10 protein-coding genes are annotated in these 12,816 nt (G+C 66.7%); 6 read left to right on the top strand and 4 right to left on the bottom strand.

The genetic code is table 11. The features are described from left to right. The first annotated feature begins 319 nt into the window (after positions 1 to 319). Together ACFYOB_RS37210 and ACFYOB_RS37205 are read left to right on the top strand one after the other, a co-directional pair. Positions 320 to 1,183: a helix-turn-helix domain-containing protein gene (locus ACFYOB_RS37210; protein WP_388568303.1), complete on the top strand. Its 864-nt coding sequence runs from the start codon at positions 320 to 322 to the stop codon at positions 1,181 to 1,183. After that, entirely contained in the window at positions 1,180 to 1,395 is a 216-nt protein-coding gene (locus ACFYOB_RS37205; RefSeq protein ID WP_388568300.1) for a DUF397 domain-containing protein, read from the top strand. Before ACFYOB_RS37210 ends, ACFYOB_RS37205 begins: the two co-directional genes overlap by 4 nt. Before the next feature lie 432 nt (positions 1,396 to 1,827). Here ACFYOB_RS37205 and ACFYOB_RS37200 read toward each other — a convergent pair whose 3' ends face one another. Then, positions 1,828 to 2,244 (bottom strand): hypothetical protein, encoded by a 417-nt coding sequence (locus ACFYOB_RS37200; protein WP_388568297.1) that lies wholly within the window; start codon positions 2,242 to 2,244, stop codon positions 1,828 to 1,830. A 51-nt stretch (positions 2,245 to 2,295) separates the two neighbouring features. Continuing rightward, positions 2,296 to 3,000: a hypothetical protein gene (locus tag ACFYOB_RS37195; RefSeq protein ID WP_388568295.1), complete on the bottom strand. Its 705-nt coding sequence runs from the start codon at positions 2,998 to 3,000 to the stop codon at positions 2,296 to 2,298. Between the two features lie 1,722 nt (positions 3,001 to 4,722). Here ACFYOB_RS37195 and ACFYOB_RS37190 point away from each other — a divergent pair. From ACFYOB_RS37190 to ACFYOB_RS37180, 3 genes are all read left to right on the top strand, one after another. After that, positions 4,723 to 5,826, top strand: coding sequence for a penicillin-binding transpeptidase domain-containing protein (locus tag ACFYOB_RS37190; RefSeq protein WP_388568293.1), 1,104 nt, complete (start codon positions 4,723 to 4,725; stop codon positions 5,824 to 5,826). Between the two features lie 713 nt (positions 5,827 to 6,539). Further along, positions 6,540 to 7,700, top strand: a complete 1,161-nt coding sequence (locus tag ACFYOB_RS37185) for a ParA family protein (RefSeq protein ID WP_388568290.1) — start codon at positions 6,540 to 6,542, stop codon at positions 7,698 to 7,700. Next, positions 7,697 to 8,953, top strand: a complete 1,257-nt coding sequence (locus ACFYOB_RS37180) for a ParB/RepB/Spo0J family partition protein (protein WP_388568287.1) — start codon at positions 7,697 to 7,699, stop codon at positions 8,951 to 8,953. Before ACFYOB_RS37185 ends, ACFYOB_RS37180 begins: the two co-directional genes overlap by 4 nt. A gap of 291 nt (positions 8,954 to 9,244) precedes the next feature. On the opposite strand, the gene ACFYOB_RS37175 is transcribed toward ACFYOB_RS37180, so the two are convergent. Continuing rightward, complete coding sequence (locus ACFYOB_RS37175) at positions 9,245 to 9,508, bottom strand: DUF6461 domain-containing protein (RefSeq protein ID WP_388568382.1); 264 nt, start codon at positions 9,506 to 9,508, stop codon at positions 9,245 to 9,247. 473 nt (positions 9,509 to 9,981) lie between these two features. Between ACFYOB_RS37175 and ACFYOB_RS37170 the strand changes: the two genes are divergently transcribed. Next, positions 9,982 to 10,431: a DUF2199 domain-containing protein gene (locus tag ACFYOB_RS37170; RefSeq protein ID WP_388568379.1), complete on the top strand. Its 450-nt coding sequence runs from the start codon at positions 9,982 to 9,984 to the stop codon at positions 10,429 to 10,431. A gap of 197 nt (positions 10,432 to 10,628) precedes the next feature. Here the strand turns inward: ACFYOB_RS37170 and ACFYOB_RS37165 are convergent, their stop codons facing one another. After that, entirely contained in the window at positions 10,629 to 11,231 is a 603-nt protein-coding gene (locus ACFYOB_RS37165; RefSeq protein ID WP_388568284.1) for a hypothetical protein, read from the bottom strand. Positions 11,232 to 12,816 lie beyond the last annotated feature (1,585 nt).

Raw genomic sequence — 12,816 nt, 5'->3', positions numbered from 1 at the left:
AAGCGGGCCGTCTGATCAGGCGATATCAACAGCGGGTCCAGAACAGCCGCGCGGATGTCGGCCTGGATATGGGGCTGCATGCGGCGCCTCCGCGAATTCGGAGCCAGGTGATCAACGGTGTGCCACCGGGCCATTACATCCCGTAGTGCAATCCCGCTTAGAATCCTCCATGCAATCCCATGGAGCAAGCCCCTCACGGAATTTCACCCGTACTGAGGGGCTACGGAAGGGGCGAAGGGGCATGGCTACAACCGGTGTCGGCGATAGGGCAAACTTGCAGCCAGCAAACCCACGACGTCGTAGGCGGGGAGGACAGCGGATGAGCGAGCCCGGCGGCCCGACAGTACGAAAGCGTCGGCTGGGCGGCGAGCTGCGCCGACTCCGGGAACGCGCCAAGCTCGACCAGGCCGCGGCCGCCGCCCACCTGGAGTGCTCGACCTCGAAGATCAGCCGCATGGAGACCGGGCAGGGCATCGCACCCAAGGCGCTGGAAGTCACGCGCCTGCTCGACCTCTACGGCGTCGCCGACGAGGCAGAGCGCGCCAAGATCATGGACATCCGCCGGTCCGCCAGCGAGAAGGGCTGGTGGGAGCAGGCCGAGTACGAGGAGGTCCTCGCCTCCGGCCACGGCGTGTACGTGGGACTCGAATACGACGCCCGGGCCCTGCAGGTGTGGGAGCTCGGCTACATCCCCGGACTCCTGCAGACCCGCGCGTACGCGCGAGCCGTGCACGCTGCCTTGCCGCCCGAGAGCGTGGACCGGCTCGTGGACGTACGCATGCAGCGGCAGCGCCGGCTCACCGGCCCCAACCCGCTGGAACTGTGGGCCGTCATCGACGAATCCGTGCTCAGCCGCCAGGTCGGCGGCCCCGAGGTCATGCGCGACCAGATCCGCGCGCTCGCCGCAGCCGCCCGTCAGCCCAACATCACCCTGCAGGTGTATCCCGCGCGCAAGGACGTGCACCCCGGCCTCCGCGGCGCCTTCAGCCTGCTGGAGTTCGGCCCCTCAGACCCCCGGATCGGCTATGTCGACAGCCCCTCCGGAAACACCTTCCTGGAGAAGGACCGGCAAATCCGCTCGCTCGTCTACACGATGGACCGCCTGCGGGCGGGCGCGCTCGACCCCGAAGAGACAGCGGCGCTCTTGGACGGGCTGCTACCCGCCGCAGAGGAGAACACATGAACCGCCCCGTCCTCGACCCCGCCCGGCTCACCTGGCGCAAGGCCTCAGCCAGCAGCGACCAGGGCGCCTGCGTAGAAGTCGCGCACGCCGATGACTGGGTGGCGGTGCGCGACTCCAAGGACACCGCCCGCCGCGGCCTCACCGTTCCTGTCTCGGTGTTCGCGGCCTTCGTCGAGGCCGCGAAGACCGGGGCGCTTTCGAACACCCCCTGACCAGCGGGGAAGTACCCAGGTCCACTACAAAGGGGTCCAGTGCGGAGCCATCACCGCTCCGCACTGGGACATCAGATGTCCACCCAGAAGGACGCGGCCGTGTCCGTGGACATCATTCCTGCTGGTGCAGGAAGCATCAGGCGAGTGCGGCACAGAAGCGGTTGGCCCCAGGGTCATTTCCGCGGGAGCGGGTGTCCGGGTCGATGCGTGCGACGTAGTAGCCGGGTTCATCCCCGCATGCGCGGGGATCGGAAGGCGCCGCCAACACTGACCCTGCACGGTTCGAGCAGGACACGGACCCCACCCTCGGCGCAATCCAGCCGCCCCGAGCCAGGGCTCGGCAGATATACTCGGGGCACCAACTGTTACTCAGGCGCAGAAGGCCCCCACCTCGGTGGGGGCCTTCTGTCTTTGTCCGGTCTCCGGCCCAGGTCAGGCGACCTGGAGCTTCGGCCGGCCCGTCGGGGTCGGCGGGGCCTGGTGGTAGGTCGGGAGCTTCAGGTTCGGCAGGTCCCCCGACTGGATGCGGGCAAGGGCGGCGCGGAACGCCGCCTCCATGGACTCCGGCGTCTCGTACTTCGCCGCGAGCGGGTGAAGACGGTACGAATTTCCGGTGCGCTCCTCGCTGCGCGGCCGCAGGACGATGTTCAGGTCGCACAGCGGCGCCATGAGCCCGCTGACGGCCTGGGGCGTGACCCCGTACTCGGCGGCCATGTCCTTCTGCCGGACTGGCAGCGTCCCCCCGAAGTCGCTGCGGGAGACCAGGTACTGGAGGAACTTGACGGCGGACCCCGACAGCGGCAGGGCCCAGATGCGCTCCGCGACGATCGGAGACATGACGTTAGCCATGGGACAACCTTCCTCGTGAGCGAGCGCCCGTGCTCGGGCCTGGCAGCACTATCACCCTGTTCGCTTCCTTCTCTGCGGGGCTTCCTCGATCCCAAAGTCGAGGTCCAGCTCCTCCTGATGGGCCCCCTCCGGTCCCACCGCGTACGGGAACGCCGCAGGGTCGTACTCGTGCCTTTCGGCGATCTCGGCGAGGACGTCGTGCTGGGCTGTGCTGTTGCCCTGGAACCACAGGCGCACGTTGATCTGGATCCGGCCGTTGCCGGCCTTCTCCACCCAGTTGTAGCCGCAGAGCGCCTGCACGGCACGGTTTACCGTGGAACGCGTGATCATCTTGCCGCCCTTCTGCGCGGCAATCTTGTTCAGCCCGTCCGTGATCTCCTGCTGCGTGTACTGGGTGATGCCGGTGCCCGGCACCTGTCCCCCTGCCACGAAGAGAAAGACGCAGAGCTGGGACTTGGTGATGCTGTTCGCGACGGCCAACTGGGCCAGCAGCTGCGTGAACCAGTTGCTGGCCAGGCTGTAGCCGGCTCCCCCAGCCATGTCGTGCACGGCCTTCGGGTCAGCCGCGTACTCGAAGTGGACTCCCTTGAGCCGGCGACGGCCGCTGGGGTCGGCGGCGTGCGCCACCTTCTCCCCGAGCTGCTGGCCGAGGACAGCCAGGATGTCCCCGTACTCGGCCTCGTTGCCTGCGGCGGCAGGGATGGGTACAGGCCGGGGCCCGCGCTGTCGACGACGGGCGGGCGGATCAGATGTCACAGGACCTCCTTGTTACTCAGGCGGTCCGAGACTATCCAAAAAATCAACGTGTGCTTGTCTTTTGGCGCAGCGGCGCGCCGCAAGACATCGCCGAGCGGGGAGCCGCTCGCCTGCAGCTCCAAAAGTACACGAGGCGTGAAGTTATTTGGCCCTCAAGCGCCGAAAGTACACGGCTCCTTGATTTAGCGTGTCACGATGAGGGCACATCGGTGTAGATGGCATGGAGTGCGCGAAGGGCTGTGCACCGATGCAGTCGACCCGCTGACCTGCGACGTTCCGAAGCCGTTCGACCTCTGCGAAAAATCAACTGGTGCTTGAGTTTTTCGCGAAATGTGCTCGCTGGGTACACATTTGGGGACTTGAAATGTGTCCTGGGGGACACATGCTCTGCGACAAACCAGCAGGTCAGAGGCCTAAAAACGCGGCGCTCTCTTATTACAAGAGCAACTCTGCCGCGGGCCTCAGCAAACCAGTGATCCTCTGTGAGCTGTGCCCCACACACCGGCACATGACCCTCCATCACCCTGACTATCACTCACATACCCCCCTCACCCACATCAGCCAACGGAGCCTGGGACCCCACAAGTGTTCGCCAAACGACACACTCAGCCCTCCCCTCCTCAGCACCTGAAGTGCTCAGCCACGATTGCGCTTGGCCCTCATGCCCAGTGAGGGCGCCCAGCGCCCGAGGGGTGCACCGCCGACCGTCAGGGAGGTGGGGCAGGGCGTGAGGGGGAGCGGGTCCAGGGCGCCCGAGCGCCTGGCGAGGGGGTCTGGGGGGCGAGTAGCCCCCCATGCCAAGGCCGGTCCAGCGCGGCCTAGGCGCTGGCGGGGTCCAGGGGCTGGCCCCTGGGATTTATGGCTCGCAGTCGAACGTGGACAAGAACCCTGAACGAGTCTCCCCTGTCCCCCTGGTGGCCGGGCCCTCCTGCCAGCGGTACAGGAGCAGGCTGGCTGTCTCAGTGATGTGATCCGGAATTTTCTGACACAACAGCCGAAAAGCGACCTACAGAATGGCCCTCCAGAGGACCGATCTCAACCCTCCTGGTGTGATGTGACCTTCCCTCACACACAAGGCCGTCAGCAAGACACACAGCGCTTTCAAGTCGCTGCCGACCGGCTCCAAGGTTCTGGAGGACCACCTCAAGGCCTCAATCCGGGGACATGGGCGCAGAGGCGCGTGCGGTCACCAGATCCGATGCGAGTCGACCGTCTCCTTCCGGGAGGCAGCCGCAGTAAACGACGAGAGGAGCCAAGAGCCACGGCTGCAGCAGCGACCGTCGCCCGAGCAGCCCTCCTCGAGTGCCGGTGTCCTGTCTCACTGCAGGTGGTGGCGCATCAAGGCCATGACCAACTGGTCACTCTGGCCAAGAAAGGGGGTCGGCTCCACGTCGCAGCCAATCTGATACCTGTGCGTCTCGTACTGGCTCGCGGTCGGCGGCAGGCTGATCGAGGAGATGTGGGGCAGCCAGAACACCCACACAGCCGACTCCGCAACGAGGGTAACGGCGAGCTTAAGATGATCAAATGCCCCAGCCTCTTCGTCGCCCGGCCGTCGTAATCACCACGCTCGTCTCGCTTTTCGCCGCCTGTGTATCGGGATGCACCGCGGAAGCGCGCGACACAGCTGAGGTGCGGACGGGCGCCTCAGAGAACGCCAGGGCAACGCAGGATACGAAGCCGCCCGCCCCCAAGCCGGATGGAAGTCCCGGAGACATCCTCGTGGCAGGACGTCCCATCACGGGTTCGCAGACTTCGGGAATCCCCAAGGCCCCGTTCAAGCGCACCTACACCGACGGGGAGCTGTACTCATCTGTCACGGGCTACAAGTCGATGGCATTCGGCGCCGCCGGAGGGCTTGATGCTGTCCTGCGGGAAGACATCGAAGCGGGGAAGGATGTGACGACGACCATCGACCCTGCGATACAGCGCGCCGCCTTCGATGGACTGCGTGGCCGACAGGGTGCCGCAGTCGCCCTCGACGCGGAGACCGGCAACATCCTCGGCCTGGTAAGTGCCCCGTCGTTCGACCCGGGCTCGTTCAGCGGGAACTCGAAGGCTGACGAAAGAGCATGGAACCAGCTGAAGGACCAAGGTCTCGACGGCCCCCTGAGGAACCGGGCGCTGCGGAACGTCGATAACCCGGGGGCGGCCATCCATGTCCTCGTCGCAGCCGCCGCCCTGGAGAAGGGCCTTCTCGCATCCGTGGACACGCCGACCCACAGCCCAGCCGTGTACGCCGCCCCGGACAGCACGACTGAGTTCTCCGGCGATCCGGCCCACTGCACCGACGCCAGCCTGCGGATGGCCCTACGGCACTCGTGCGCGAACGTTTTCGCCCGCATCGCGTCCGACCTTGGCGCCGACGCGTTGGCATCAATAGCGTTGGCATTCGGATTCAACCAGGACAAGATGGATACGCCGGTGCGTACCTTCGAAAGCACATGGCCGCGCAAGCCCGAGAACCACGCTCAGCTCGCCCTCATGGCCAACGGTCTCTTTGAGGTCAAAGCCAGTCCGGTGCAGATGGCCATGGTGATGGCCGTGCTCGCCAATGGCGGGAATCGGGTCCACCCCCAAATGGTCACCAGCCCGAAGACGTCCGTGCCCGCCCAGCGCGCCGTCTCCCAGCGCACGGCGGATCAGCTGCAGTCAGCACTCGGCGCTTCGGTCAGCGCATGGGTTCCCTCGGCTTCAGTCTCCTGGGCCCTGTCATTGACCCGGAGCCCGGCCGGCCGTCCCCTGGCCATTGCCGTCTGCCTCACCTCCCCCACCTCACCGGCAGGCCCGATCGCACAACGGATCGCCGAGGCCGACAAGCGGTAGCCCTCGTCCAAGGCCGCGGCAACTGCCGGGCTCTGAGGCTCGTGCAAGTTGCATACTCGGTCCTTGCGGAGCGGCAACAAGCCGCCTTTCGAGGCTTTACAGGCGAAGGCAAGCGGGTCTTAGCAGCCTGGACGGCCGACGGACACCCGAAGTCGTGTTGTGTACGAGGCAGGCATGGGAGGCCACGAGTCGTCATCGACCGGACCTTGAATGCCTGGCCGTAAAGGGCGCCGGACACAAGCTAGATCTGCACCCCAACGACCCTCATGACGACATGCGGCGCGGCGCAGCCTCAGGAGGCGCGGCCCGGGTCCCGCCGGGTTCATCGCGATGGCGACGCTCGCTCTTACTGCCGTAGCGGCGCTCCCCCGGCTTCCTACCCGGAGTTCAGGGTGGCTGAGTGTGGACGCTGGCCAGATGGCTCAGTACGACTGGGATTGGGTTCTGGCTCACCTTCGGTGGAGGTGCGTCGTGCGCGCTCGTGCCCGCCTCGGACCAACGCACAGACCTGCTAGTTCGCATGGTTCAGCGTTCCTTTGAACTGAGCATCGAGCTGTCACGCAGGTTGGGTCAGAACCTGAGATTGGCTCACCATCACGGAGACGGGTCAGTCGGTTGGCGAGCGGTGTTTCGGGGCAATGCCTGCCATACACGTGCAACATGTTTCGGTGTGCCTCTTCGCCTTCCGGCCTGAAGGTTAGTAAGGTACCCGCATGACCGCTCCATACGATCCGGAAGTCAGGGAAAAGGTAGTCGCCAAGCTGCCCGCGTCCCTGCGGCAGGAACTCAAGGTCCGCGCAGCCCAGTTGGGCGTGGACATCCAGGACGCCGTCACCGAGGGCATCCACGCCTGGCGTGCCGACGCGTCCGCGTCCACTCCCGTGGACACCTCCGGCGCCTCCTCCTTCTCCACCTACCTTCCCACCGGCCTGTACGGGGACTTCAAGGAGGACTGCCGGGTACGGGAGGTTCCCTACAACCAGGGCGTCGCGCAGTCGATCCGGCTGTGGCTTGACACCCACCCCTCCCCCATGGGCCGCCGACGGCCCGCCAGTGAGGGTGCCCGCCGGATCGTGGTCTGCAACCAGAAGGGCGGCGTAGGCAAGAGCGCCATCAGCAACGGGCTCTCCCAGGCCCTCGCCGAGACCGGCGCCCGCGTCTGCGTCATCGACTTCGACCCCCAGGGCCACCTCACCCGGCACCTGGGCGCCGACATGCTCGGCATCAAGGAACCCAGCCTCGCCAAGCACATGCTGGGGGAGATCGAAGGCCGTATCCGCGACCTCCTCGTACCCATCGAGCACGGAGTCTTCGCCGGCCGCCTATTCCTTCTGCCGTCCTGCAAGGACGCGTTCCTCCTCGACGCCCGGCTGGCCACCACCCGCCACGTCCGGACGAAGGAAACCGCCCTGGAGAAGGCCCTGGAGGACTTGGAGAAGGAGTTCGACTACATCGTCGTCGACTGCCCGCCCAGCCTCGGCTACACCATGGACACCGCGCTCTACTACGCACGGACCCGCGAAGGCGAAGCCGCCAAAACCTCCGGCATCATCGTCCCCGTCCAGGCCGAAGACACCTCCGCCGACGCCTACGACATGCTCAGCGAACAGCTCGAGGACCTCATCGACGACCTCGACATCGAGATCGCCCAGCTCGGCTTCGTCGTCAACCTCTACGACAGCCGCAAGGGCTACGTCGTCACCTCCTCACTCAACAGCTGGAAGGAATTCGGCGACCCGCCCGTCATCACCGTCATCGCCGACCTGAAGGAACAGCGCGAAGCCGTGCGCGTCAAACTGCCGCTGCTGCACTACGCACCGGACTGCGAGCAGTCCGAGGCCATGCGCGAGATCGCCCGGAGGATTACGGCATGAGCAAGAGCGACCTCCTCGGCACCGGCGCCGCCTTCAGCAACGCCCGCCGTACCGGCGGCCGGAGCGAACGCGGCCGGGCCAAGGCCATCGCCCAGGGCGACGTGCCAGCGTACGAACTCATCCGGGTCCCCCTCGACCAGGTCTCGCCGACCCCCCTCAACCCCCGCCGGAACTTCGGCACCGACGAGGAGAAGACCCGCTTCGGCGAGGAGCTCCGCCAGGCACAGCTCTCGGCCTGTGTCGTGGTCAGCCGCAGCGCGTACCTCGCCCTGTGGCCCGACCACGACTCCCGCATCGGGGAAGCCTCCTACGTCCTCATCAACGGCGAGCGCCGCTTCCGCAGCGCCCTGCACGTGGGACTGGAGTCGCTGGACTTCGTCGTACGCGACGACCTCGCCGCCTCCCGTACGGACTTCATCGATCACCTCCTCGCCGAGAACCTGGAGCGCGAGGACTTCGACGTGATCGAGCGCGCCCGCGGCGTACAGCAGCTGGTCGAAATCTGTGCGGAGGAGGGCCGGGAGCACGGTGCCAAGTCGCGCGCCGCGGAACGGCTGGGCCACTCGCCGTCGTGGGTCACCAACCAGCTGGTGCTGCTGGAACTTCCGGAAGAGATCCAGAGCATGCTCAGCTCAGGGGACCTGCCCGAGCGGGACGGCCGACTCCTGGCACGTACGGCGAAGGACCGACCCGGAGCCGGAGCAGCCGAACTGCTGGGTTTCCTGAAGGAGACCAAGGAGCAAGAGGCCCAGGTCAAGGCGGTGCAACGGGAGATCCTGCGCGGCGCGCAGGAGTTCGTACCGGTACGACAGCCAGCCGAGGAGACGCGGGCCGGGGGAGTGCCAGACGCTTCGGAGCAGGATCCGCAGCCAGCCCGACTTTTGTCCGCGGACAAAAGTCCGGAGGCCTCGGAACAAGACCCGGAGGAGGCCCGACTTTTGTCCGCGGACAAAAGCCTGGAGCCCGAGACCCAGTCGGCGACGGCCCCTGCTGTATCGCCAGGCCCGGTCGCCGAGCCAATCCGGATCAGCCCCGCTCCGGTGCCGGTCGCACCGAACGCGCCGGAACCCTCAGCGGAAGAGTCGGCTCACGAGCGCGAGCCAGAGGGTGTCATCCCGCCCCAGGGCAGAGGCACGGACACAGCCGCAGTTCCCTGGCAGGACCCGAAGGCCGTGTACGACGCGATCTGGTCGAACATGTCCGCCAAGCACCGGGCTGAACTCACGATGCTCCTGATCGAGAACAACCGTTAGCCAACACTGATCCGTGCCGAGGGCCCCATCGCGTTCGCTCGCGGTGGGGCCCTCGGCATCCCGCCAGAGCTGATCCCTCGAAACTCGACGTACGCCCGCTCCTCCTGCGGATCTGTCATGCCGATGACGACGCTCTCCCACTCCTCGGCGGACCCTTTCAGCACACCGCACCCGTCGCTCAGTGCTTCCTCAGCAGTACCTCGGTCACCCAAACGCCCGTGAGCCGCTCGGCTAGCGCGAACCTTGCGATCGACATCGGGAACCTCGTCATCGACGTTGAGCACGTCGGGCCTACGACGGTCCCTGCGCCAGCCACTCGAAGGCGGACCGCAACTCCCCCTTCTCGTACCAGTGGACGAATTCCATGGGCTTGCCTTTGTTGCTCAAGTACGAGAAGGAACGGGCCCCGGCGGAGGAGAGGCCCCTTAGATGCGCGGCCGCGACAGATCTCCGCCGAATCCAGAGCAAGAGTCCAATACCCTCCCTCACCCGCACGGTGACCGCTCCGTCGAGGACGGACTTGCGCTGGCCGTCGTATGCTCCGTGCTCCTCGATCAGTTCGCCGGGCCCCCCTCACACGTGCCTACCGGCTCAGCCCCACCACTCTGAACAATCCTCAGGGGAGACAGCTCGCCCGGGCGCTGGATACCTGGCCTGCTTGATCACCTGGGACACCACGCTCTCATCGGTCGTTGTAGCCCTCTGGCCGACTGTTCTAAGGCTCTCGACTTTTGTCCGCGGACAAAAGTCGGGCCAGCTTCGTCACCGTCCGAAGCCCCTCCACTACGAGAATGACCTGTCTCAGCGAAGATGCACCGTTCTCACTGAAGATTGACGACTGGCCTGTTCGTCTCATCGAAGTTTCACCAGCGGGCGGACGAGCTGGGCTTGGCTGATGGCGGCAGCACGCCAGCGACTGCTAGGTGGCTCGGGAAAGGCCATGTGGGGGTGGCCGCTAGGCTCCCGCCATGTCTAACAATCTCGGTTTCACGTGCTCATGCTGCGGCGACCACCACGCAGAGCTCCCGATGAGCTACTCGACCATGGCTCCTGACGTCTGGAGTCCCAGCTTCGAGAGCGATCCGGACAGCATGCTGTCGTCCGACCAGTGCGTGATCAAAGGCCAGCACTTCTTCATCAGGGGCCTGATCGAGATACCTGTGATCGGCAGCCAGGACGTCTTCTCCTGGGGAGCGTGGGTCTCTCTGAGCAGGGACAACTTCGCTCGCGCCCTTGAGGGGTGGAACACGGAGGGCCGCGAGGCGGAGAAGCCGTACTTCGGCTGGCTCAGCACCGAGCTCGCGCTCTACTCCGAGAGCACCACCAACCTGAAGACCAACGCCCACACGCGACCGGTCGGCAAGCGGCCCTTCATCGAACTGGAGCCCACCGACCACCCGCTCGCCGTCGAACAGCGCACCGGGATCACGCAGGACCGCGTGCGTGAGATCGCCACGGCTGTGCTGCATCCGGCCTGAGTCACTGCAGGTCAGGGCTAGCTGGGGCGCGCGGGGGCGGAGGCAGTCGGACGATCTCCTCAGGGAAGAAAACGTCGTAGAACTTGTAACCGTAGGCGGCCGCGAACCTGTGGTGCAAAAGGTGGGCCTCGACCCGGAGCCGTGCCACCAAGGGGTTCTGAGCGGCCCCGGCAAGCAAGATGATCCGAGGGAAGGCTCTAGTACGGGCCGCCGCGGAAGAGCACGCTACCGTGGTGGCGCGGGCGGTCGCCACGTTCGTGGGCTGCGTCGGAGCGGTCGGTAGGGGTGGAGAGCCGGGCGAGGGCCCGCAGGGTTGCCAGGCCGGCCAGCACCTCGTCGCGGCGCTCTGCGGACTTCATCCAGACCGGCAGCCGGGCGAACATTGCCATCGTCGGGGAGGCGTGACGCTCGCGCAGCCGGGCGCCCACATAGGCGGCGAGGGCGTCGACGTGCTCCTCGTCATAGGCCCACAAAATCCGTCCCGCACAGCGGGTCTGAAGCCAGAGCGGCCTCTGGAAGAAGGGGTCCTCGCTGCCGCCGGGCACCGCCCCGACCAGACCCGCGCCCCGCTGATCGGCCGTCCAGTTGGCGACAGCGCCGCAGCCGGTGCAGGCAAGGCGGCGAGGCTGAAAGAGAAGGACGCTGAAGTACTTCGGTGTCGGGAAGCCGGGCAGAGGTACGACAACTGCGCGGCCACCGCACCTCGGGCAGACCACGAGCACCCGGCTGGTGAACTGGACGAGCCACGTGCCGTGGTCGTGGTGGCGGACCGGGTCGGGGTGCGCGCGTTCGTAGCTCATGACGGATACCCTGCCAGGCTCGACCTGCCCCAGCGACCGGGATACGGCGGGTGAGCTCGACGGACATGTCCTGCAGAACGGTCGAGCGGCACTGTGTCCTTGGACAGCATGGGGGAGGGGTGCCCCGCTGCTTCGGAAGTCGGCTGTCTAGGGTCACTGGCATGACGAGGACGACACCGCCGCCTCGACATCGAGGCGCTCTTCCCGGAACTGGCCGCGCACCGCAGCATGACCACTCGGCTCCACCCGAGGCCGGGCGCCCCGGACATTTGCAGAGCTCGGTGAGCGGGCCGACGCTGTGGCAGGCGCACGAGCCGTGGCCGGTCTGCGGGAAGGCCCAGGACCGCGGCCGCGGACGGCGCATCGAGGACATCCGCCAGGAACGCCGGATTTGGGCGTCCTCGCGGGCGAGACAGCCGTACGAGAGTCTCACCGGCGACGACCGGCGGGGGCAGCAAGAGCTGGGCACCCGTCGGTAAGAGGGTCTGCCCCGCGTCTGGTCGCCGAACCCATCGGGGTCGTCGTGGGCAACCGCGGCGAACTCAACGTCTTCGCGAAACCCGGACACCCGCACCGCGGGAGCCTCCAGTAGGGGCCGCGGGGACCCTGGATGGCGCTGGTGCCATAAACCGGTTTCGATCCCTGCTGGCTTCTCAGCCCCGATCCGCGAGATGGCGATAAGGGATGCTCCAGAGGCAGTCGTACTTGCTGAGGACTGCCCGGAGTTCGCGGGCGCTCCGAGGCGTCATGGCGGTCAGCACGCGGTCCAGGAGAGCACGGCCTTCCATAGGGTTACCGCAGCAGTACCAGTGCACATTGCCCCACTCGCACTCGTCCCACAGCTGGCACTTGGGGCTGCGAACGTACTGCTTCCATCGGTCCATGGCCAGGACTACGTCTCCTGGCTCCAGGTAGTTCCGGGAGTATTCGAGGCGGGCGATCTCCGCCACCGCGTGTCCGGAGAGACCGTCTATGCACAGCCTTGCAGCGTATGTCCGGCGCTGCCGGGGGAAGGCAGCCCGGAGGTGTCCAGGCCGACTACGCGGCATGGACCCTTCTGGTCGTCGTCATGCGGCACATGGTGCCACGACGCCGGACGACAAGGGCAGACTTTTGTCCGCGGACAAAAGTCGGACCTCCGAGAACCTTCCGACAGTGACTACGGAACCACCGGCTCGGCCGATCGAACCAGTCCTCGTAAGCCCGGCAACGCCCTTGCCGGCGACACCGATCGCGCTGGAGCCGGTGGAGGCGGTGTCGGTTCACCAGCCCGAGCCGGAGAGCGTCATCCCGCCTCAAGGCAGGGAGTGGATGACGGCACAGTTCCATGGCACGACCCGAAGGCCGTGTTCGACGCGATCCGGCTGAACATGCCAGCCAAGCAGCGCGCGGAACTGACGATGCTCCTGATCGAGAACAACACTGGATCCGGCAGCCGCCGACCGACCCCGAGGGGCCCACCGCATTTTGCCCGCGCTGGGGGGGGGGGGGGGTTGGTGGGGCGGCAAAAGCAGGCCCCCCCGCGCGCGGGGCCACGCGGCCGCGGGGGGGGCGCCCCCCCCCCGGGAGGCCGGCGCCCGGGGGC

It is taken from the genome of Streptomyces sp. NPDC006463, from assembly GCF_042870715.1.
Taxonomy (GTDB): domain Bacteria; phylum Actinomycetota; class Actinomycetes; order Streptomycetales; family Streptomycetaceae; genus Streptomyces.
This window is presented reverse-complemented; position numbering and strand designations above follow the sequence as displayed.

Coding starts and splice junctions, on each gene's coding strand:
- ACFYOB_RS37210 (WP_388568303.1), top strand. CDS start 320: ATGAGCGAGCCCGGCGGCCCGACAGTACGAAAGCGTCGGCTGGGCGGC.
- ACFYOB_RS37205 (WP_388568300.1), top strand. CDS start 1,180: ATGAACCGCCCCGTCCTCGACCCCGCCCGGCTCACCTGGCGCAAGGCC.
- ACFYOB_RS37200 (WP_388568297.1), bottom strand. CDS start 2,244: ATGGCTAACGTCATGTCTCCGATCGTCGCGGAGCGCATCTGGGCCCTG.
- ACFYOB_RS37185 (WP_388568290.1), top strand. CDS start 6,540: ATGACCGCTCCATACGATCCGGAAGTCAGGGAAAAGGTAGTCGCCAAG.
- ACFYOB_RS37180 (WP_388568287.1), top strand. CDS start 7,697: ATGAGCAAGAGCGACCTCCTCGGCACCGGCGCCGCCTTCAGCAACGCC.
- ACFYOB_RS37170 (WP_388568379.1), top strand. CDS start 9,982: ATGAGCTACTCGACCATGGCTCCTGACGTCTGGAGTCCCAGCTTCGAG.
- ACFYOB_RS37165 (WP_388568284.1), bottom strand. CDS start 11,231: ATGAGCTACGAACGCGCGCACCCCGACCCGGTCCGCCACCACGACCAC.